The organism is Acetobacter sp. DsW_54 (genome assembly GCF_002153575.1).
GTDB classification, from domain to species: Bacteria; Pseudomonadota; Alphaproteobacteria; order Acetobacterales; family Acetobacteraceae; genus Acetobacter; species Acetobacter fabarum.
Map to the genome: position 1 here is coordinate 22729 of NZ_JOPD01000012.1, position 20914 is coordinate 43642.

Genomic DNA, 20914 nt, shown 5'->3' on the forward strand with positions numbered 1-20914 from the left:
CCTTGGATGCTGTCAATAATAATTCCGTATTTTACAAATCACGACTTGCCACACACAAGAATATGACCCGGTTTTTCATACGAATTATACTGTATAAATCCGCCCTGTATCACGTTGAGGTGAGACACAGAGCACCCCGCGCGGTGCGTAAAGCCCGCTCATTCTCATGGTCTGCCCTGCTGTGGTCCTTACATGTTTTGCAAACCTTTGAATTATCAGACTTACTTGCATACTCCCACGTTAAAATGCCTCCATATTGCCCCCAAGCCATACTGGAAACATATGGGTTATAACAGCTTCATATATTGGACATTCCCACGGCATCGCGCGTTTAAATGATGCAACACCCCTGCGCGCAGGACCATTTTTTAAGGAATTTGCATCTACCATGACCTATACAGTTGGAATGTATCTGGCCGACCGTCTGGCTCAGATTGGCCTGAAACATCATTTTGCGGTCGCCGGGGATTACAATCTGGTCCTGCTTGACCAGCTCCTGCTCAACAAGGACATGCAGCAGATCTACTGCTGTAACGAACTGAACTGTGGCTTTAGCGCAGAAGGCTACGCCCGCGCGCACGGGGCTGCCGCAGCCGTGGTAACCTTTAGCGTTGGTGCCATTTCCGCCATGAACGCCATTGGCGGTGCCTATGCGGAAAACCTGCCCGTTATCCTGATCTCCGGCTCCCCCAACAGCAATGACTACGGCAGCGGCCACGTGCTGCACCACACGCTGGGCAACACGGATTACGGCTACCAGCTTGAAATGGTGCGCCACGTAACCTGCGCGGCCGAAAGCATTACAGACGCTGCCTCCGCTCCGGCCAAGATCGACCATGTCATCCGCACGGCCCTGCGTGAGCGTAAACCGGCGTATCTGGAGATCGCCTGCAACGTCTCCTCCGCGGAATGCGCACGCCCCGGCCCGGTTACGTCCCTGCTGGCAGAACTGACCCCCGACGCCACAAGCCTGAATGCAGCCGTGGATGCAGCAGTCGCCCTGCTGGAAAAATCCGAACGGGCAGTCATGCTCGTTGGCACCAAGGCCCGCTCTGCCCATGCACTGAGCGAAACAGAAGCACTGGCAGACCGTATTGGCTGCGCCGTAACCATTATGGCCGCCGCCAAAGGGCTGTTCCCCGAAGATCACGCCAGCTTCCGTGGCCTGTACTGGGGCGAAGTCTCTGCCCCCGGTGCGCAGGAACTGGTGGAAAAAGCCGATGCCGTGCTGTGCATCGCTCCCGTGTTCAATGACTACTCCACCGTTGGCTGGACCGCATGGCCCAAGGGTGAGAACGTGCTGGTGGCCGACCCCAACCGCGTAACCGTTGGCGGGCAGACCTTTGAAGGCTTTACCCTGCGTGAATTCCTGACCGCTCTGGCCAAAAAAGCTCCCCATCGCCCTGCCAGCGCGCGTGACACCCAATACACGCCCACCAAAATTGCGCCCGCCGCCCCGGATGCACGCCTGACAAATGACGAAATGACCCGTCAGATCAACGGCATGCTCACATCCAAAACCACGCTGGTGGCAGAAACGGGGGATTCCTGGTTCAACGCCATGCGTATGCATCTGCCACGCCATGCCCGCGTGGAAACAGAAATGCAGTGGGGCCATATTGGCTGGTCCGTGCCCTCCTCCTTTGGCAACGCCATGGGCTCGCAAGAACGCGAACACATTGTTATGGTGGGGGATGGCTCCTTCCAGCTCACCGCGCAGGAAGTCGCCCAGATGGTGCGCTACGAACTGCCGGTTATTATCTTCCTTGTGAACAACCGTGGCTACGTCATTGAAATTGCCATTCATGACGGCCCGTACAACTACATCAAAAACTGGGATTACGCCGGTCTGATGAACGTGTTCAACGCTGGCGAAGGCCATGGCCTTGGCATGACGGTTACAACCGGCGCAGAACTGGCAGAAGCCATTAAAAAGGCACAGGCCAACCACCGTGGCCCAACCATTATTGAATGCCAGATCGAACGCACGGACTGCACGGATATGCTGGTCCAGTGGGGCAAGCGCGTTGCGTCCGCCAATGCCCGCAAGCCGCACGTTTCATAACAGACAGCCTGATTTTTCCGTTCAGGAAACGCCCCGGATGCAGGTCCGGGGCGTTTTTTTATGCCCACACCCGCAGCGCTCACCGAGACGTTATTTAAATCACGTTATCTTATAATAAGTTTTTAAAAAAATAATGTTACTCAAATCCCAGTTTCACCAGCCCTTAAAAGGATTACTGGCCGCGGCATGTTCCGCACCACGCAACTGGCAAGAGTAAATTGGAAAACATGTTTTTTTGAATGTGTTTTTCCAAAAAATCTTTGCATGAAAATACATTAGAAAAACACCATATGACCATAAAACCATCAGGACTGCTGGCTCTGGCCACATGGGGCTTTGCGACCTTTTGCCACGCCACGTCCGCACAGGCGCAAACACCTCCCCCCGCCCCTGCCAACTCCGCGGAACTGGTTGAGCACGCCATGCGCCAGAGCGATGAGCAATCCCTCCTGCCCGACCCTCATGTGCTGCAACGCCCGCTCAACTCCCCCCTGCCCCCCAGCGGTGTGCCTGTGGCCCCCTGGCCGGGCCTTGCAACCATGAACATTCCCAGCGTGAATGATTACGGCGCCAAAAAGCCGCACCATATCATGACCCTTGAGCCCCTGAGCCTGCATGAAGGGCCATCATGGCTCTTACCCTCCGAGGTGGACGCCCAGCGCCGCACGGACATGGAGGACCCCTACTACGTGCCCACAGCAGGCAGCAGCCACCTTGTGCCCCAGATCATGCCTTTCCGGACCCGCTTGCAGCAGAAGGGGTTTGCTTTTTCCTTTACCTACAAAGGGGAGGCCATGGGCAATATCAATGGCGGCATCAAGCGGGGCATGGACTACGTGCATGAGCTGACATTGCAGATGAATTTTGATCTGGGCAAAATGGCCGGGCTGGAAGGCTGGTCAGTGCACACGCTGCTCATGAACCGCGCTGGCCGCGAAGTCTCGCACGATATGGTGGGCGAATATTATGTTAACCTCATGGAGGTTTATGGCCTTTCCGGGCATGTAGTGGCGCATCTGGTTGATTTGTACGCCGAAAAGCAGTTTCTCAACAACCGTATGGACATAACCTTTGGCCGCATGTCGCTCACCCATGTTTTTGCGACATCTCCACTGATCTGTTCCTTCATGGTCACCTGTTCGGCTCCCGTGGCGCTAAAGCTGGACCCCGGTTTTTCCGTTTACCCCAAGGCCACATGGGGGGCGCGTGTGCGCTTCCGCCCCACGCGGGACACCATGGTGCAGCTCGGGGCGTATCAGGTCTCCCCCCTCAACGGGAATCCCAGCGGGTGGTCCTGGGGGAGTGAGGAGACAACAGGCATGATGCTGCCCATAGAATTTACCTGGCAGCCCTTCCTGACCCGCAACCGCCTGCCCGGCCACTATGTTTTTGGTTATGCCCACGATACATCGCGCTACGCTGACCAGCTGGGCAACAAACCCGCCAGCCTGTTAAGCCAGCCCGGCCGCGAACGCAGTGCACCCATGGATATTTTCTGGTTTGAAGGCGACCAGATGATCTACCGTATGGGGGGCCGCAACCAGATGGCAGGCGGCTACCTGATGGCGGGGTACATCCATAATACCCCCCATGTTTCAACCATTTCAGACGAGGCCTATGGCGGCCTTTCCTTTAACGGGCTTATTCCCACCCGCCTGACGGATAGGCTGGGTATCCTGTATTCATGGTACCATGTGAGCGACCGCAAACGACTTGGGCAGATGTACGCACTGGATGCAGGCATGTCGCTTGGTGCGCAGGTCCGGGGGCCGCAGACGGACTCCCATGTGATTGAGGCGTATTACGCCATTGACGCCATGCCCGGCGTGACCGTCCAGCCAGAATTTGAGTACATGATCCGGCCGGGGGAAACATCACACATTCCCGATGCGGCTCTGGTGGGCCTTAAGGTTATTGCCAACCTGTAAGCCCGAATCTGTGGTGGAAAAGAGCTGTCAGTTTTCTGCCTGCGCCTTCTGCTCAGCCAGAGGCCATTCCTTGTCCAGGGTCTGCGGTCGTCCGGCATCATCCACGGCAACAAACACAAAGTTCCCGGATGTGACCTTCTGCCGGATATTGGTCCGCCGGATGCGCCGCACGGATTCTGCGCAGATGGTAATGGATGTACGCCCCACCTTGACGATGCGCGTGTAAACATTCAGCTCATCCCCCACGGCCATGGGATGATGAAAAACCATACCGTTAATAGCCACGGTTACGCATTTGCAGCCCGCAAACCCTTCCGCCGCAGTGCTGGCGGCAAGGTCCATCTGTGCTGCAACCCAGCCACCAAAAATATCACCCGCGGCATTTGTATCCCTGCGCATGGCCACAACCCGCACAGCCAGATGGGCATCTGTTGCCCAGTCACTTGGTTCGGTATTCCCCACGATCACCCCTTTTGCCTGCGCATGGTCCCTGCTTGAATGCTGGCACCATGTTTCTCCATTCCGGGCAAAACATACAGCGGAATCTGTGCGCGCCACCCATGCCTGTAGCAAACGTGAAAACCCGGGCAGCAACGCAGGCGAGAGCCTAGGGGGCGCAGGTGCCCAAAAGCACACACCGTTCACGCATTTGTTATATTGACCCCCGCAATATCATGGTCACAGAAGGAAAATTATTTTACACGAATCTACAGATTCGTTCATAATTAAGTCGAGAGAGGGAGGCCTATACAATGTACAGATATGCAGTTTCCTTTACGGACCAAACACATACCAATATCCGGGACACCATACTGCAAGCAAAGAGCAACAATGCTAGCAGCAATATTCAAGTCGCAACGAATGGTTCCGGCGAAGTTTACGCAAGCGACCTGAAAGAGGCCCGTGTTAACGCCAACGAAAAATTCGTGGATAAAACCGTTGAATCTGTCCTGAAAGAGAAAAACTCGGGGGCTTTTTACGCATAATCTGCATAGCAGAACTTACCGGAAACTCAGATTTACGATTTTTTATCATACTTTCCTAAAAATTATCATTACTTGATCAGGACATTATGGCGCTATGCCGCATACAGCGGTCATAATTGCCTTTGTGCACCCCGGCATCCCCCCTTCTCTCCACTCTACCAGCACCCAGAGCCACACCGCTAAGCCACCAGCACACCGCAGGCTTAAAACACTCTATTTATCTCTTCCCCTTGAGCATGCTGAAAAACCATCATGGCCACTTAGGGCAGACAATCAAAGGAAGAGTGCTCAAAAGCCCTATGAATACTCCCATATAAAGACCCACCACATCGTTAAAATTCATAAGATTTTAACTTTTGCATAACCAGTTTATCCTGTGCGTATTTTTCCTCAAAATGCGTCTGTCTTTTATAGATATCTGAACAGTTCTTTTCCATTGCATACGATAATTCGTTTTTTCTTTTCCGAGGCAGAGTATTATCCCACTCCCCTGCCAGATACTGACAAAGATCTGCATCATGGAAAAACCCGGCAACATCATCTGGAAAATGGTCTTCAGCTTTTGCAATGACGGGTAAAAAAAACATGCCATATAAGAGTATAAGCAACAGTCTTCTCATGATCATGCGTCACCTCATTCTGGTTTATTGTCGGGCTTAAATGTGATGGCAAGAATAACCCGCAATTGTGCAGCACACACCATACCAACGATAGCGCATGGATTTTAAATAGCTTTTCCATTTCACCTAAAATCAATAAAGCACCAGACCAAGGTATATTCCCACCCCGGATCAGGACACCGAATTTTTTATGACCTCACAGCCCGTTTCCGACACACAGCGCCGTCTGGTCATGCTTTGCGCCGTGCTTGGCATTGTTCTGGGCGGACTGGATGGAGCGATTGCCAATATCGCACTCCCCACCATCGCCCATGACCTGCATTGTAGCGAGGCGCAGACGGTCTGGGTCGTCAATGTCTATCATCTGGCAGTTGCAGTCAGCCTGTTGCCCGTTGCCGCTCTGGCGGACTCACTGGGCCTGAAGCGGGTTTACGGGTTCGGGATCGCTCTGTTTACAGCAGCATCCCTTGCCTGCGCCCTTGCGGGTTCGCTGGGCGCACTTATTACAGCGCGTGTCGTGCAGGGATTAGGAACAGCCTGTATGGCCGCACTAAGCGGCGCGCTGGTGCGCAGTGTGTACCCCAGAGCCATGCTGCATCAGGCTTTTGCCATTATTGCGTTAGCCGTTGCCATTTCTGCCGCTGTTGGGCCTACGCTGGCCGCAATGGTGCTGGCTGTTGCTCCCTGGCCGTGGCTGTTCCTGATCAACGTGCCGATTGGCATAATGGCAGTCGCTCTTTTTTTGCGAGCAGCCCCAGCCAGCCCCCGCACCCCGTTCTCGTTCGACTGGGTGGGCACACTGCTCAACATAGGTGCTCTGGGGTTAGGTATTCTTGGCGTTGATGCGCTGGGGCAGAAGGAAACCGGGCTGGCAGCGCTTGAGATCGGGACCGGTTTGCTTTGCGCCATTACACTGTATAGCCAGCAGAAAAAGCTGCAAACGCCTATGCTGCCACTGGACCTGCTGGCTATTCCGCTGTTCTCGCTTTCAATCCTGACATCTATCTGCGCTTATGCCGCGCAGATTCTGGCGTATGTTGCACTGCCATTTCTGTTCCAGACTGTTATGCACCTTTCCGCCGTAACCACTGGCCTGCTTGTCACGCCCTGGCCTGTGCTTGTTGCCATTGCCGCCCCTTTTGCAGGCCGACTGGCCACCCGGCATCCAGCTTCGGTTTTAAGCAGTATGGGGCTGGCACTTCTGGCAGCAGGGCTGGTAACCCTGAGCCTGATGCCAGCGCAACCTGCCTTTTGGGACATATGCTGGCGAATGGCGCTTTGTGGCATTGGGTTTGGCTTTTACCAGACACCCAATAATCTGACAGTCATGACCTCTGGCCCAGCAACCCGCAGTGGCGCAGCCAGCGGGATGATGGCCGTTGCCCGCACACTGGGCTGGGCACTGGGCTCTGCTCTGGTCGCCCTGACCTTCGGTTTTTCCCAAAGCAGTAGTGGCGCGGTACATTGCCTTGAACTGGCCGCAGGGTTTGCCCTTCTGGGTGCTGCATTGAGTGTCTCACGCCGGATTATTCGCCGGGAGGAAAAACCGTAAAAGACTGAAATGAAAAAATGCCTATTTTGACAAATTTAAGGCTATAGAACAGAGATTCAAAATAACTTTCGCACATACCGGGTTAGGACAGATAAAAAACGCCGGATAATGCCGCAGTTCTGCTGCGTCACTGCCGGTTCGGTTTCCATATCGACCCAACGGACATTACGAAAAACCATAGATACCAGATTATTATCTTTATCTGCATGCACTATCAAATTATCTGACAAAGAAAATGTTTGATAAATATCTGAATTATCTTCGAACTCGACAAAGACAACACAATCATCTCTATCAATCTTAACCGCAACCTGCTCGTTAAAATACAAATCCTCCTGAAGTATCTCTGCATCCTGCAATGCGAGTGATACCAGAGGAGCATCCCCACAACCCGCCTGATAGACAAAATCCTCTTTTTCCAACCCGGAAAAATACAGGAATATCGAGCGAACTATATTCCCTCTACCCAGAACAAATTGAAGCGGTCCAATATTTACTGTTGGGAATATTTCTCCAACCCCAGAACGGCATTCTATAACCTTCTGTATTTCCGTTCTTTTATCTCCATAGGAAGGAGGATAAACAATACTCGCATTAAGTTCGTACCGTGAACATTCTATTTCCGAAAATGGAACTCTGTCACAGGGTTGAAAATGAAAAGCCACCATATTCTATCTCTTACCCTTATAGAAATGTATAAGAGTTTACTCTTTCCATATGCTGCATATTCCAAGCATGAAATGCTATACGTCCCACCAAAAAATTATGACGCGCTATGCGAAGAAAATACCCGACACTTACCGGGATGAGATTCGCGCATGGTGTGCGTTTGGAAGCGGCACGGATTTGGCACGGATATAGGTTCCAAATAATGGAAATTGATGCCGTGTTATTGCCTTTGGGAGACGGTAATTTTTCAGCGGGAGACATGGTTTAAACCGCAGAATACTGCGGCTCAGGAATGGTGGGCGCAACAGGGATTGAACCTGTGACCCCTACCATGTCAAGGTAGTGCTCTACCGCTGAGCTATGCGCCCATTCCTGATGTGTGTGGGCCTTTTATCCTCCTTGCCTTGCAAGCGCAAGCCCACAATAGTGGGAATATGAAAAATTTTGCGTCTTCTTTATTCCCACCCAGCCTGAAGCGGTTGTTTCAGCCTCAGCAGGACATGCAGGAAGAGAACACAGCCAACCGGCAGGCGGCCCCCAATCCGGTTCTGGTCTGCGGCACACCCGCAACCAGCCCCGTGGTGCTGGGCTCCCCCCATTCAGGGCATTTTTATCCGGAGGCGTTTATACGTATTGCCCGCCAGCCCCTAGACATCCTGCGTAGTGGTGAAGACAGCTTTGTGGATGAACTGGCCCTTGGGGCCCATAATCTGGGGCCACCGCTGCTGAGCGCCACCTTCCCCCGTGTGTTTTGCGATGTAAACCGCGCAGCATGGGACCTGGACAGCCGGATGTTCCATGGTGCCATTCCATCCTTTGTCGCCCCCTCTGAGCGGGGGTTGGCGGGGCTGGGTTCCATACCCCGTATTGTTGCAGACCGCCGCCCCATTTACCGGCAACGCATCCCCTTTATGGAGGCCGCCTTACGCATCCGCCATTACTGGATGCCCTACCACGCTGCCCTGGCTGACCTGCTACAGGCCGCTCATACACGGCATGGCTTCTGCCTGTTGCTGGACCTGCATTCCATGCCCGATGCGCCACAGGCGGGTTCGCCCGACTTTGTGCTGGGGGATCGCTATGGCACATCCTGCACGCAACGCCTGACAGATCTGGCAGAGCAGACCTTGCAGGGGCTGGGGTTTAAAACCGCCCGGAACGCGCCATACGCAGGCGGATATATTACGCGCCATTACGGCCGCCCCACCCAGAACATGCACGCCCTGCAAATAGAAATGCGGCGCGGCCTGTATATGGATGAAGCCACACACACACCGCATGATGGCTTTGCCACCTTGGCCGAAGCCCTGACCATTCTGGTCGCTCAGGTGCTGGCGCATTTTCCAGCGCAGGAAAAACCAGCCCATAATTCTGGCTGACATGCCCCCGCCAGATATTGAAAACAGGCCCGCTCCACCACATCTGTGCAACCAGAACAGGCAGGGATGCACGCCCCCATCAGGTGTGGCATACACTGCCCATGTGCAGAGTTTATAAGAAGTAACAGGGCCAGTAGCATGACAGAAACAACCTCCAACGCCACGGCACATCAGGGAAGTGAAACACGCGAGTTCAGCGCCGAAGTAGGGCGGCTGCTCGACCTGGTTGTGCACTCACTGTATTCCGAGCGCGAAATCTTCCTGCGTGAACTGGTCGCCAACTCAGCGGACGCCACCGATCGCCGCCGCTTTGAAGCCCTGACCGATGCCGCACAGGCCCTGCCCGAAAATGCCAAGATCAGCATCAACCCCGACAAGGACGCCCGCCTGCTGACGATCAGCGATGATGGGTCAGGCATGAGCCGGGATGAACTGGTTGCCAACCTTGGCACCATTGCCCGCTCCGGCACCCGCGCTTTTGGCCAGAAGCTTGAAACCGCCAAACCCGAAGACCGCCCAAGCCTGATTGGCCAGTTTGGCGTTGGTTTTTACGCGGCCTTCATGGTGGCGGACAAGGTGGATGTTGTCTCCCGCCGGGCCGGGTCGGATGAAGCATGGCGCTGGTCGTCCGATGGCAAGGGGGCCTACACGCTTGAACCCGCAACACGCGAAAAAGCGGGAACAGACATTACACTCCACATTAAATCCGATGCGGATGAATTTCTGGACCCATGGCGCCTGCAGGCCATTATTCGCAAATGGTCGGACCATATTGCATGGCCCGTGACCATCATGCGTGATGGCAAGGAAGAAGCCGCCAACGAAGGCACGGCCCTGTGGCGCAAGTCCCGCAATGATGTGACGGAAGAACAGCTGGAAGAGTTCTACCGCCATATTTCCCACAACTTTGACAAACCGTGGGATACCCTGCACTGGCGTGCAGAGGGCATGATGGAATTTTCCGCCCTGCTGTTCATCCCCTCCTCCCGCCCGTTCGAGTTTGGCGAGCAGACGCGTGAGAGCAAGGTACGCCTGCATGTGCGCCGGATGTTCATTACCGATGATGCTGAAATCCTGCCCCCATGGCTGCGCTTTGTGCACGGTGTGGTGGATACGGAAGACCTGCCGCTCAATGTCTCGCGCGAGATGTTGCAGGCAACCCCCGTTCTGGCCCGTATCCGCAAAGCCGTGACCACCAAGGTTGTGAACGAGCTGAAAACCCGCGCCAAGGACGCGCAGGCCTATGCAACGTTCTGGGACAACTTTGGCCCCGTGCTCAAGGAAGGTATGTGGGACGACCCCACCTATAAAACCGATGTGGCAGCCCTTAGCCGCTTCCGCTCCAGTGCCGTGGATACCCTGACCTCGCTGGACGATTACATAAGCCGTATGAAGCCCGAGCAGGACGCCATTTACTACGTAACAGGCGACAATGCAGACGTGCTGAATGCCTCCCCCCAGATTGAAGGCTTCAAGGCCCGTGGGGTGGAAGTGCTGCTGCTATCCGACCCGGTGGATTCCTTCTGGCCGGAACGGCTTGGCACATATGAGGGCAAAAGCCTGCGCAATGTGGCACAGGGCCTGAATGACCTTGAAAAATTTGGGGCCCCTGAAGCCAGCACCGCCGAAAAAGCGGATATGGACACCCTGCTGCCAGCCCTGAAAACCGCTCTGGGGGATGCTGTGTCCGACATCCGGGCAACGGATCGTCTGGTTTCCAGCGCCATGGTGCTGAGTGCGCCCGAAGGCGGGCCGGACCTGCAACTGCGCAAGCTCATGCAGCGGAGCGGGCAGGATATTCCGGACGTAACCCCTGTGCTGGAGCTTAACCCTGCACACCCCATTATCCACTCTCTGGCCCAAAAGGTGCAGGCCGGGGATAACATTGATACGTTAGCCCATATCCTGCTTGACGTTGCCAGCATCCAGAATGGTGAAACACCAAAGGATGTTAACGCCTTTTCCCGCCGGATCATGGATTATCTGGCTAATGGCACGCAGGACGCCAACGCACAGTAACGTCACGCGGACTAACCGTAAGGGAGCGCGCTCCCTTACGCCCACAAACCAGAACGGCTGGAGCCTTTGCTCCAGCCGTTCTGGTTTTCAGGGCTTTTCAGTCTGCTTCACCGCATTCCACACGGCGTCCAGCTTCTCCACGTTCTGGTCCTGCATGCTCAGGCCATCCTGCGCCAGACGGGCTTCCACTGCTTCAAACCGGCGGGTAAACTTGTCACAGGCCTGGCGCAGGCAGGCTTCCGGGTCCAGCTTCAGGCGGCGTGCAAGACTGGCGACAGAAAACAGGACATCGCCCAGTTCATCCTGCATTTTTTCCCGGTCATTCTTCTGCATTTCCACCGCAAACTCGTTTATTTCCTCATGCACCTTGTCCAGCACACCGGAAACATCGGGCCAGTCAAACCCGACACGGGCCGCGCGGGATGCCAGTTTGGAAGCCCGCAGCAGGGCGGGCAGAACAGGCGGCACACCCGCCAGCGCACCGGGGCGCTGCGCTGCCTGCCCCCCGGATTGGGCCAGACGTTTGCGCTCCTGCTCCTTGATTGCCTCCCACTGCCCCGGCATGGCACGTGCGGACAGTTCAGCCGCTGCGGGCTGGGGTTGAGCGGCATTCCCCAGCACGTCCTTGCCAAAGGTAACGTGCGGGTGCCGACGGATCATTTTTTCCGTAACAATTTCCGCCACATCGGCAAAAGCGAATTTCCCCTCCTCTTCCGCCAGTTGCGCCTGATAAACCACCTGTAACAGAAGATCCCCCAGTTCATCGGGAAAAGCCTGCCAGTCCTGCCGCTGAATAGCATCGAGCACCTCATAGGCCTCTTCAATGGCATAGGGGGCTATGGTCTGGTGTGTCTGCTCGCGGTCCCACGGGCAGCCTTCCTCCGGGTCGCGCAGGCGCGCCATAAGAGCAAGCAGCCGCTCAATATTCTGCGCGGCCTTGTGCCGGTTCTGCACGGCATCCACAGGGGAGGTTGCGGGGGTTTGTGCTCTGCTGGTCATGCTCTCTGCCTGTTCTGGTGGCCTGCCGCGCGGGCAGCGCGGGACTTTATGTGTTAAACATTGTGCCATAATCCTGTGCCGCGTCTATGCGCTTGCAGGCAGAAAGCCTAACCTACCGCCAGAATCAGAAGAGGAAGGCATGACACAGAAACCCGTTATCTTCATTGATGGCGAAGCAGGCACCACAGGGCTGGAAATACGCGAGCGCCTCTCGGCCCTGCCTGTTACGCTGTTTTCAATCGACCCCGCCCGGCGCAAGGACCCGGCTGCCCGCAAGGACGCCATGGCCGCAGCCGATCTGGTTGTTCTGTGCCTGCCAGACGATGCCTCGCGCGAGGCCGTGCATATGGCAGCAACTCTGGGTGATGCCGCCCCCCGCCTGCTGGATGCCAGCACCGCTTACCGCACGGACCCGGCATGGATTTACGGCTTTCCCGAACTGGCAAAAGGTCAGGACCGGGCCATTGCCAGCGCACTGCGTGTGTCCAACCCCGGCTGCTACCCCACGGGGGCCATTGCCCTGCTCCGCCCACTGGTAGATGCCGGGGTGCTGGATGCCCGCTACCCGGTATGCATTAACGCGGTTAGTGGATACTCCGGGGGTGGCCGCAGCATGATTGAGGCGCACGAGCATGAAGGCGGGCCAGCATTTGAGCTGTATGGGCTCAGTCTGGAACACAAGCATGTGCCCGAAATCCACCAGCACGCCAACCTTGCGCGGCGTCCGGTTTTTGTGCCTTCGGTCGGGCATTTTGCGCGGGGAATGATTGTTTCCATCCCCTTGCACCTGGATGACCTGAAAGGCCATATAACCGGGAGTGATCTGCATACCATTCTGCACGAACACTATGCCGGACAGGCCCATGTGCGGGTTATGCCGCACGAACCCAAACTCTCGGCCGAAGCTTTGGCTGGGAGCGACAACATGGAACTGCGTGTGCATGCCAGCACCCAGAACAGACAGGCCCTGCTAACCGCTCGGCTGGATAATCTGGGCAAAGGTGCATCTGGCGCTGCATTGCAGAACATCAGCCTGATGCTGGGTTTGAACGACGCCTGAAAACAGGCATGAATTTTGAAAGGTTTTAACGATCATGAGCAATCGAGTTGCTATTGTAACCGGTGGTAGCCGGGGCATTGGAGCCGCCATTGCAGAAGCTCTGGCAAAAGATGGGTACGATATTGCCATTTCCTATTCCAGCAGTTCGGGTGCTGCTGAAAAGGTAGCGGAAAAAATCCGCGCCATGGGCCGCAAGGCGCTGACCATTAAAGCCAACAGCACGACAGTTGAAGGCAACCGTGAGGTCATTGCCGAAACCATTATTGCCTTTGGCCGCATTGACGCACTTGTATGCAATGCCGGCACATACCCCTACGGCCCGATTGATGAAATGACGGTCGCACAGATTGAAAACATTCTGAACCTGAATGTGCGTGCCGTTATGGTGGAAACCATGGAAGCCGTAAAACACATGAAGGAAGGCGGGCGGATTATTTACATCGGCTCCGCTTTTGGTGCACGCGCGCCCTTCCCCGGCATTTCGCTTTATGCTGCCACAAAGGCTGCCCTGCGCGGTTTTGCCAAAGGCGTAGCACGCGACCTAGGGAGCCGTGGCATTACGGCCAACGTGATCGAGCCCGGCCCGATCCACACCGACATGAACCCAGAAGATGGGGAAGGTGCTGCCCTGATCAGCAGTTTTGTTGCAACCGGCGCTTATGGCAAGGTAGATGACATTGCCGCCATGGCTGCTTTCCTGGCAAGCCCCAAGGCCTCCTACATTACAGGTGCCGCCCTGCCGGTTGATGGCGGACTGGAAGCCTGATCAAACCCATTACTCCTTAAACTCCCATAAGGAATAATGGATTTTATAACCCACCTCTATGCTCTACGCATGGAGGTGGGTTTTTTACGTACCCATAAAACAAAACAGCCTGCATACCAGAGGTATGCAGGCTATTCCTTTGTGAGACTTCCCTGATGCTCGAATTACAGGCTAGGGAAACATCCTTCTTATAACAGAAAATGCTATTATATAAAACGATAAATACAAAAATGGCACAAAAAATATAATGGCCTCCAGATCTCCCATCATCGTCAGAACTCCCCTTCCGAGACAGACGCATCTGCCTGCGCATCAAACAGGACGCCACCGGCGGCTGCGACCAGAATAATCATGACCGTGCCAACCGCCCATGCAAAATACCAAGGCCCCTGGTCACCCACAAAAACGGCAAACAGAAGAGCCACTACCAGAGCCAGACCCAGCCCCGCAAAACGCAGCAATGTGATCATGCGCCCTCTCCTTTTCAGTAACTATGCGTATCTTTGATGATATCCGCCGTGTGAACTTTCCCGCGCATAACGTAATAGCACCAGGACGTGTAACACAGGATCAGCGGCACAAAGATCAGGGCCACGGCCAGCATGCAGGTCAGGCCATACTGGCTGGCTGAGCTGTTCCAGATTGTCAGGCTCTGGTCCGGGCGTGTGGTGGACGGCATGAAGAACGGGAACATGGCGGCCGCAACCGTACCAATTGTACCCACCCAGGAGCCAAGGCCCATCCACCAGGCCACATGGGAGCGGTTAGCCAGCACAAGCATGACACCGGCCAGCATGCTCACCACACCAAGCACAGGCAGCAGCCACAAAACGGGGTGTGCTGCATAGTTGTGCAGCCAAGCCCCTACCTGCACACTGACCTGCTGCCCCTGCATGGGGTTTGCTGGCATGGCAGGGTTCCCCTGCTCGAGCACAAAACCCGGCATGCCGCGGATCCACACGCCACCGGCAAGGAACAGAGCAACTGCGGCAAGCCCTGCACGGCTGGCATAGCGCCGCGCCCGGTCGTGAATGGGGTTCTCAGAGCGGATCATCAGCATGACGCCACCTTGCATAACACTCAGGCAGACCGCCATAAGACCGCACAGAATGGCAAAGGGGTTAAGCAGATAAGCCAGAAAAGACCCATCCTGAAAATACTGCCCGGTCCAGTTAAAGTGGTACCCCACACCTTGCAGAATATTGCCAAAAGCTGCGCCGTAAACAAACATGGGCAGGAAGCCCGAAACCAGAAAAACCCAGTCCCAGCTTGCACGCCACAGGCGGGCGTCCACCTTGGAGCGGTATTCAAAAGCTACGGGCCGTAAGATCATGCTGAACAGCAGCAGGATCATAACCACATAAAACACCGAAAAAGACGTGGCATACAGCGTGGGGAACGCCGCAAAAATGGCACCACCACCCAGAATGAACCAGACCTGATTACCATCCCAGTGCGGGCCAATGATGTTGAGCGCAGTGCGGCGCTCCCCATCCGTGCGCCCGACAAAGCGCAACAGGGTGCCCACCCCCATGTCCATGCCCACCATCAGGCCAAGCCCGATCAGCAGCACACATAAAAGGCCAGCCCATATAAGCTTGAGAACAACATAAATATCCATGATGCAGGACCTTCCTTAATGCGCCACAACGGACAGGTGTGCGGGGTCTGCATCGTCATGCGGACCATGCGCCTCTGGCCCCAGCCGGGCGAACTTGAACATCAGGTAAAGCTCAACCACGATGAATATGCTGTAAAGCACAGTAAACCCGGCCAGTGAGAACAGCATGTAAGACACGCTATGCGTGGAAGCGGACATAAAGGTTGGCAGGCGGTCAAACACCGTCCAGGGCTGGCGGCCAGCCTCAGCGGTAATCCAGCCAAACTCGGTTGCCAGAACCGGTAGGGGGATGGACCACATGCACAGCTTGAGGAACAGCGGGTTACGCTCCAGCTGGTTTTTCAGGCTCAGGTAAGACGCCATGGCAAACAGCACGAAAAAGAACACGCCCAAAAACACCATCAGGCGGAAAGACCAGAAGGTTACAAAAACATTGGGCAGAATATCGGGCTTTGTCTGCTCGATAACGCTCTGGAGCTGCTCGGGTGCAATAGCGGTTACGTCCTGCCCCGGTGCATGGCGGGTAGCAAGCAGGCCATACCCCATGTCGTTCTGGTGAGCACGGAACTCCTCCAGATCGGCCGCCTGATGGTTTTCCTCATACCGGCGCAGGGCACTTACGGCCGTAATGCCAGAGGCAATGCGCGGAGCGGCGGCATCTTCAAGTTCGATCATGCCGGTAATGGGCGTGTTAAAGCTATGCGTGATCAGGGGCGTGAGCACAAAAGGCACCCCGATTTCAAACGAGCTTTCCTGCTTTTCATCATTAGGCAGAGCCGCAATAATCCAGGGTTCATAAGGCGGCTTGCTGGTGTGCCACAGTCCTTCTATGGCTGCGATCTTGGTCGGCTGGTGTTCGTAGTCCAGACGGCCCAGCACATCCCCCAGCGTAATGACGGCAACGGTGGAAAAAATACCAAACAGTGCTGCCATCCGAAAAGAACGCGCAGCAAATTCCCGGTGCTGCTTGCGCAGCAGGTAGAACGCACTGATCCCCATGACAAACAGAGATGCCGCCACATAACCCGCAACCGAAGTATGCACGAACTTGGCCTGTGCATCGGGGTTGAAGACAACGCCGACAAAGCTGTCAAATGTCATACGCAGGGTTTCGGGGTCAAAATGTGCGCCGTTGGGCATGTTCATGCTGGCATTGGCCACCAGAATCCACAATGCAGACAGGTTGGAACCCAGTGCTACCAGATAGGTAATAGCCAGATGCGCAGGTTTGCTCAGACGGTCCCAGCCAAAAAACATCAGCCCGACAAAGGTGGATTCCATAAAAAAGGCCATCAGCCCTTCAATGGCTAGCGGCGTGCCAAACATATCCCCGAAAAAGCGGGAATACATGGACCAGTTGGTGCCGAACTCAAACTCCATAGTCAGGCCGGTGGCCACACCCAGAGCAAAGTTGATGCCAAACAGCTTGCCCCAGAACAGGGTCATGTCCTTGTACACCTGCTTGCCGGTTACGACGTACACCGTCTCCATGGCCGCGAGCATAAAGGTCAGTCCCAATGTCAGGGGGACGAACATGAAGTGATAAAGGGCCGTTAACGCAAACTGAAAACGCGAAAGGTCAACGACCGTAGGATTAATTAAGTCCATTTTTTTAACCTTATTACAGAATAGAAGCGTTTTTCACTTTCAGCTCTTCATGTCGCTCCCTCCTCCGGGGCGAAAACACGCGTCCTCCACCCTGATAACCCTGTGCATGAACGGAAGCACCGCCTGCCGGTGGGTCATGCATACAATGGTTGTCTGCTCACACCGCTGCACCAGCGCGGCCATGAGGGCCTGCTCCAGAGCGGCATCCAGCCCTTCGGTTGGTTCGTCCAGAACAAGCCATGGAGTGCCGCGTAGCAGGGCCTGAGCCACCGCCACCCTGCGCGCTTGCCCACCGGAAAGGCGCAGGCCATCATTACCAACCCAGGTTTGCAAACCCTGTGGTAAAGACTGAATGAATTGTGTGAGCTGTGCCGTTTCCAGCACATCTGCAAGCTCCTGCTCCGTAGCGTGGGGGGCTGCCAGCAGAAGGTTGTCCCTTAATGTGCCCGCAAACAGATGAAAGTCCTGTGCGGCCACACTCACAAAAGCGGCCATATCTTCCGCACGCAGTGTACCAACATCCACACCGCCAAAGCTTATGCTGCCGTTATCGGGCGCATAAAAGCCAAAGAGCAGGTTGATCAGGCTGCTTTTGCCAATACCGGATGGCCCGACCAGTCCTACATGCTCCCCCTGACGGATGGTCAGGTTAGCATTCTGTAAAACGGGGCTTACAGTTTTCGGGTATGCAAAGCTCAGGTCACGCACCACCAGATCATACGGTGCGTGTGGAAGGTCTGCCCCCTGCACCACAGGCCGCGGCACACTGGGGGGGCAGGCTGCATCCAGCCGGATGGTCGCAAGCTTTGCCTGTGCTGCGGCCTGCCGCGCCAGTGGCAAGGGGACTGCCACATCAAAAGCTGCCAGAACCCCCAGCACCAGCATGGGCACTTCCGCAATACTCAACTGCCCTGCCCGGCAGGCGTTAACCGCCAGAACCAGACCCCCCAGAGCCGTGGCAAACGTGATAAGGGTTACCAAGCCGCGGGCAGCACTTTCGAGCACATCCAGCTTCCAGCATGCCCTATCCATTTCGGCCTGCTGCGCCTGCCACTGCCCTGCCCGGCCGCTGGCGGCATCCAACAGCAGATATTCCCCCATATTCTGGAGTGTTTGCGCCAGCTCCGCCTGAATGTGGCTCTGTTTTTCCGCCTCCCTCCGTACCAGTCGGTCCATGGCGGGGCCAACCAGCAACGGCACCAGAACACCGCCCAGCAACAACCCTACAGCCAGAAGAGCTGCCGCGGGGAGCATAAAGCAGGCGAACACACCCACAAACACCACACCACACAGCAATGCGCGCAAAAAGGGGAGTGCGACATCTGTATAATATGCCGCCACTTTGTCCGTATCCGAGACAAAGCGCCCCAGCAGGTCCCCTCCCTGCTGGTCCATCAGCCCGGCGGGGGCAAGCGGAGCAAGGCGTGCATAAACCCATGCGCGCAAATGCCCGCCCAGACGGAGTGCACCATCATGCGCCACAACCCGCTCCAGATAGCGGGCTATAATGCGGACCATGGCAAAAAACCGCACACCCGTTGCTGGCAGCACAATATTGAAGGCCCGCGCAACGGCTTGCCCACCCAGCCCCGCAACCGCAGCCCCCGCCAGCAGCCAACCTGACAGAAAAAGCAGCCCAAAGCTGGCCAGTGCCGCAGCACAGGCAAACCCCACCCCAAGAGCAAGACGCCAGCGCAGCCCTACCGAAAGACGGAAAAAACCCTGTGCACCACCGGCCAAAGAATCTTGTGGCATGCTCATGCAACAGTCTCCTTTTGCACGGGAACACTCTCTACCGTGCCGCCAGCCACGTGCAGCAGCGCATCTGCCCGGTCAGCCAGTGCCTGCCTGTGGGTTGCAACCACAACAATGCGCCCAGCCACACACCGGCGCAGGGCGTTGGCCACATGCAGTGCGCTCACTGCGTCCAACCCTGCTGTGGGTTCGTCCAGCACCAGAACATCCGGGTTTTGCAGCAAGGCCCGCGCCAGAGCCAGACGGCGGACCTGCCCGCCAGACAGGCGGCTACCCCGTTCGCCTATATGCGTTTCAAACCCTTCAGGCAGGGCCTCTATGAACCCCAGCGCATCCGCCAAGGTGGCGGCCTGCCGCAGCTGCTGCATATCCGCCCCCGGTGCGCCCAGGCGCAGATTATCGGCCACAGTGCCAAAAACCATAAGCGGGTACTGCGGCACGCACGCCATACGTACGCCATGCAGCGGCATGGACTGCCCCGAGGTATCGTAGGCGCCCAAGCTCCCGGCAACAGGTTGTAAAAAACCCAGCAGAGTATTCAGCAAAGTGGTTTTACCCGCACCACTGGCACCGGTTAAAACCGTCAACTGGTTCCGGGCAAAGTGGCAGGTCACGTGCTGCAAAACAGGTGCGCCATCGGGGGTATGCACTTCAAGCCCGGAGCAGACCAAAGTGCCAACGCCCCCTGCGGGCAGGGAGGCTGGCAGTGTGTAACGCTCTGCCTGTGCAGGCAGGGCAAACAGTTTACCCATATGCTCCATGGCAGCCTGAGCATTCTGCCGCGCATGATAGCTGGCAGAAAATGTGCGCAGCGGCATAAAATACTCTGGAGCCAGCAACAGAACCAGAAAAGCAGACCGGAAATCCGCCGTGCCAGCCAACAGGCGCGTGCCAAAAACAACGGCAACCAATGCGATGGACAGACTGGAGAAAAACTCCAGTGCGGCCGATGTGAGGAATGCCACCTTCATGACAGACAGGGTGGTGCGCCCATGCGCATCCGCCAGCCTGGCAATACGGTCCAGACTATCCTGAGTGCGACCAAACAGGCGCAGGGTTTTTAACCCCCGCAACGCATCCAGAAAACTCCCGCCAAGCAGGGATAGTTCCCGCCACCGCCGGTCCATAATGGTTTGCGCGCCGTAGCCCACAAACACCATAAAAACCGGCACAAGCGGGCCAGTGCAGGCAAGCACCAGAAAGCTCCACCCATCCACCCCAGCTACCACCGCCAGAATAAGCAGCGGCAGAACCACCATCATGGCAGCAGACGGCACATACCGGGCAAAATAGGGCACCAGCGCGCGTGCACCCTCCGTAAAGGTGGTTACGACCTCCCCTGCGGGCGCACCTGCGCAAACCACGGGCCCGGCTGCAAACAGATGCGCCAGCAGCTTGCCCCGAACATTACCAGCCACCCGCAGACCTGCCTGCGTTCCCAGAATGTCGGATACAAAACGTGCTCCAACCTGCCCCACAAGACAGGCGAGGATGAGCCCAAACACAGAAAATTCCGTATCCAGCCCACGGCCATGGAACGCCAGATCGTCCACAAGATGGGCCAGAAGAATAAACTGGCACACCAGTAGAACAGCCGACACACCCCCAGCCACAACAGAACCAAGCAACCAGCCGCGCACCTGGCGGGCCAGTCCCTTGGTCATATCTGCGCCGTGTGCTCGGGCGGGTGTGGCATCCATGGCTCAATACTTACATAATTTACTTAACCGTTTTGTTAGTTACATTTATCTGTAACTTTCGTCAAGAGCGCCATGAAGTTGAGAATTTTCTCAACTCCTTAAAGGAAATACTCTTTTCTCAACGATGAGAAATATTTTTGAATATTTTCCATGATAGAATTTAAATATAATTAAAATCCCCCATAAA

17 protein-coding genes and 1 tRNA gene are annotated in these 20914 nt (G+C 55.9%); 8 read left to right on the forward strand and 10 right to left on the reverse strand.

The annotated features are described in order from the left end of the window. Nucleotides 1–388 precede the first annotated feature (388 nt). Entirely contained in the window at nucleotides 389–2065 is a 1677-nt protein-coding gene (locus HK20_RS06485) for an alpha-keto acid decarboxylase family protein (protein ID WP_086646278.1), read from the forward strand. A gap of 290 nt (nucleotides 2066–2355) precedes the next feature. After that, on the forward strand, nucleotides 2356–3993 hold the full coding sequence (locus HK20_RS06490; protein ID WP_086646397.1) for a carbohydrate porin: 1638 nt from the start codon (nucleotides 2356–2358) through the stop codon (nucleotides 3991–3993). Nucleotides 3994–4020: 27 nt separating this feature from the next. Here HK20_RS06490 and HK20_RS06495 read toward each other — a convergent pair whose 3' ends face one another. Then, nucleotides 4021–4392 (reverse strand): acyl-CoA thioesterase, encoded by a 372-nt coding sequence (locus tag HK20_RS06495; protein WP_086646398.1) that lies wholly within the window; start codon nucleotides 4390–4392, stop codon nucleotides 4021–4023. 353 nt (nucleotides 4393–4745) lie between these two features. On the opposite strand from HK20_RS06495, the gene HK20_RS06500 reads away from it, so the two are divergent. After that, nucleotides 4746–4979 (forward strand): hypothetical protein, encoded by a 234-nt coding sequence (locus HK20_RS06500; protein WP_086646279.1) that lies wholly within the window; start codon nucleotides 4746–4748, stop codon nucleotides 4977–4979. Between the two features lie 332 nt (nucleotides 4980–5311). On the opposite strand, the gene HK20_RS06505 is transcribed toward HK20_RS06500, so the two are convergent. Then, the gene (locus HK20_RS06505) at nucleotides 5312–5605 is read right to left on the reverse strand and encodes a hypothetical protein (protein WP_086646280.1); all 294 of its coding nucleotides are present in this window, start codon (nucleotides 5603–5605) and stop codon (nucleotides 5312–5314) included. 184 nt (nucleotides 5606–5789) lie between these two features. Between HK20_RS06505 and HK20_RS06510 the strand changes: the two genes are divergently transcribed. Further along, nucleotides 5790–7151, forward strand: coding sequence for an MFS transporter (locus tag HK20_RS06510; RefSeq protein WP_086646281.1), 1362 nt, complete (start codon nucleotides 5790–5792; stop codon nucleotides 7149–7151). A gap of 56 nt (nucleotides 7152–7207) precedes the next feature. On the opposite strand, the gene HK20_RS12780 is transcribed toward HK20_RS06510, so the two are convergent. Continuing rightward, the gene (locus HK20_RS12780; RefSeq protein WP_143296464.1) at nucleotides 7208–7819 is read right to left on the reverse strand and encodes a hypothetical protein; all 612 of its coding nucleotides are present in this window, start codon (nucleotides 7817–7819) and stop codon (nucleotides 7208–7210) included. Nucleotides 7820–8113: 294 nt separating this feature from the next. After that, nucleotides 8114–8188, reverse strand: a tRNA-Val gene (locus tag HK20_RS06520). 66 nt (nucleotides 8189–8254) lie between these two features. Here HK20_RS06520 and HK20_RS06525 point away from each other — a divergent pair. Together HK20_RS06525 and htpG are read left to right on the forward strand one after the other, a co-directional pair. Then, entirely contained in the window at nucleotides 8255–9199 is a 945-nt protein-coding gene (locus tag HK20_RS06525) for an N-formylglutamate amidohydrolase (protein ID WP_086646283.1), read from the forward strand. Between the two features lie 138 nt (nucleotides 9200–9337). Further along, nucleotides 9338–11218 (forward strand): molecular chaperone HtpG, encoded by a 1881-nt coding sequence (gene htpG, locus HK20_RS06530; RefSeq protein ID WP_086646284.1) that lies wholly within the window; start codon nucleotides 9338–9340, stop codon nucleotides 11216–11218. A gap of 87 nt (nucleotides 11219–11305) precedes the next feature. On the opposite strand, the gene mazG is transcribed toward htpG, so the two are convergent. Then, on the reverse strand, nucleotides 11306–12217 hold the full coding sequence (gene mazG, locus HK20_RS06535) for a nucleoside triphosphate pyrophosphohydrolase (RefSeq protein ID WP_233129107.1): 912 nt from the start codon (nucleotides 12215–12217) through the stop codon (nucleotides 11306–11308). Nucleotides 12218–12356: 139 nt separating this feature from the next. On the opposite strand from mazG, the gene argC reads away from it, so the two are divergent. Together argC and HK20_RS06545 are read left to right on the forward strand one after the other, a co-directional pair. After that, nucleotides 12357–13277 carry an N-acetyl-gamma-glutamyl-phosphate reductase gene (gene argC / locus HK20_RS06540; RefSeq protein WP_086646286.1) on the forward strand — a complete coding sequence of 307 codons (921 nt, stop codon included), beginning with the start codon at nucleotides 12357–12359 and terminating at the stop codon, nucleotides 13275–13277. Between the two features lie 34 nt (nucleotides 13278–13311). After that, complete coding sequence (locus HK20_RS06545; RefSeq protein ID WP_086646287.1) at nucleotides 13312–14043, forward strand: SDR family NAD(P)-dependent oxidoreductase; 732 nt, start codon at nucleotides 13312–13314, stop codon at nucleotides 14041–14043. Between the two features lie 272 nt (nucleotides 14044–14315). On the opposite strand, the gene HK20_RS06550 is transcribed toward HK20_RS06545, so the two are convergent. Genes HK20_RS06550 through cydD form a run of 5 tightly spaced genes read right to left on the reverse strand, consistent with a single transcriptional unit; the run spans nucleotide 14316 to nucleotide 20691 of the window. Beyond that, the gene (locus HK20_RS06550; protein WP_165925530.1) at nucleotides 14316–14513 is read right to left on the reverse strand and encodes a hypothetical protein; all 198 of its coding nucleotides are present in this window, start codon (nucleotides 14511–14513) and stop codon (nucleotides 14316–14318) included. A 14-nt stretch (nucleotides 14514–14527) separates the two neighbouring features. Next, complete coding sequence (gene cydB, locus HK20_RS06555; RefSeq protein ID WP_086646288.1) at nucleotides 14528–15664, reverse strand: cytochrome d ubiquinol oxidase subunit II; 1137 nt, start codon at nucleotides 15662–15664, stop codon at nucleotides 14528–14530. A 15-nt stretch (nucleotides 15665–15679) separates the two neighbouring features. Beyond that, nucleotides 15680–17272, reverse strand: coding sequence for a cytochrome ubiquinol oxidase subunit I (locus tag HK20_RS06560; protein ID WP_086646289.1), 1593 nt, complete (start codon nucleotides 17270–17272; stop codon nucleotides 15680–15682). A 39-nt stretch (nucleotides 17273–17311) separates the two neighbouring features. Next, nucleotides 17312–19033, reverse strand: coding sequence for a thiol reductant ABC exporter subunit CydC (cydC, locus tag HK20_RS06565; protein ID WP_369823038.1), 1722 nt, complete (start codon nucleotides 19031–19033; stop codon nucleotides 17312–17314). Continuing rightward, nucleotides 19030–20691, reverse strand: coding sequence for a thiol reductant ABC exporter subunit CydD (gene cydD, locus HK20_RS06570; protein WP_086646401.1), 1662 nt, complete (start codon nucleotides 20689–20691; stop codon nucleotides 19030–19032). Before cydD ends, cydC begins: the two co-directional genes overlap by 4 nt. Nucleotides 20692–20914: the final 223 nt, after the last annotated feature.

Bases quoted from the DNA above. Each gene is read 5' to 3' on its own strand.
- HK20_RS06485 (WP_086646278.1), top strand. From the start codon at position 389: ATGACCTATACAGTTGGAATGTATCTGGCCGACCGTCTGGCTCAGATT.
- HK20_RS06490 (WP_086646397.1), top strand. From the start codon at position 2,356: ATGACCATAAAACCATCAGGACTGCTGGCTCTGGCCACATGGGGCTTT.
- HK20_RS06495 (WP_086646398.1), bottom strand. From the start codon at position 4,392: ATGCGCAGGGATACAAATGCCGCGGGTGATATTTTTGGTGGCTGGGTT.
- HK20_RS06500 (WP_086646279.1), top strand. From the start codon at position 4,746: ATGTACAGATATGCAGTTTCCTTTACGGACCAAACACATACCAATATC.
- HK20_RS06505 (WP_086646280.1), bottom strand. From the start codon at position 5,605: ATGATCATGAGAAGACTGTTGCTTATACTCTTATATGGCATGTTTTTT.
- HK20_RS06510 (WP_086646281.1), top strand. From the start codon at position 5,790: ATGACCTCACAGCCCGTTTCCGACACACAGCGCCGTCTGGTCATGCTT.
- HK20_RS12780 (WP_143296464.1), bottom strand. From the start codon at position 7,819: ATGGTGGCTTTTCATTTTCAACCCTGTGACAGAGTTCCATTTTCGGAA.
- HK20_RS06525 (WP_086646283.1), top strand. From the start codon at position 8,255: ATGAAAAATTTTGCGTCTTCTTTATTCCCACCCAGCCTGAAGCGGTTG.
- htpG (WP_086646284.1), top strand. From the start codon at position 9,338: ATGACAGAAACAACCTCCAACGCCACGGCACATCAGGGAAGTGAAACA.
- mazG (WP_233129107.1), bottom strand. From the start codon at position 12,217: ATGACCAGCAGAGCACAAACCCCCGCAACCTCCCCTGTGGATGCCGTG.
- argC (WP_086646286.1), top strand. From the start codon at position 12,357: ATGACACAGAAACCCGTTATCTTCATTGATGGCGAAGCAGGCACCACA.
- HK20_RS06545 (WP_086646287.1), top strand. From the start codon at position 13,312: ATGAGCAATCGAGTTGCTATTGTAACCGGTGGTAGCCGGGGCATTGGA.
- HK20_RS06550 (WP_165925530.1), bottom strand. From the start codon at position 14,513: ATGATCACATTGCTGCGTTTTGCGGGGCTGGGTCTGGCTCTGGTAGTG.
- cydB (WP_086646288.1), bottom strand. From the start codon at position 15,664: ATGGATATTTATGTTGTTCTCAAGCTTATATGGGCTGGCCTTTTATGT.
- HK20_RS06560 (WP_086646289.1), bottom strand. From the start codon at position 17,272: ATGGACTTAATTAATCCTACGGTCGTTGACCTTTCGCGTTTTCAGTTT.
- cydC (WP_369823038.1), bottom strand. From the start codon at position 19,033: ATGAGCATGCCACAAGATTCTTTGGCCGGTGGTGCACAGGGTTTTTTC.
- cydD (WP_086646401.1), bottom strand. From the start codon at position 20,691: ATGACCAAGGGACTGGCCCGCCAGGTGCGCGGCTGGTTGCTTGGTTCT.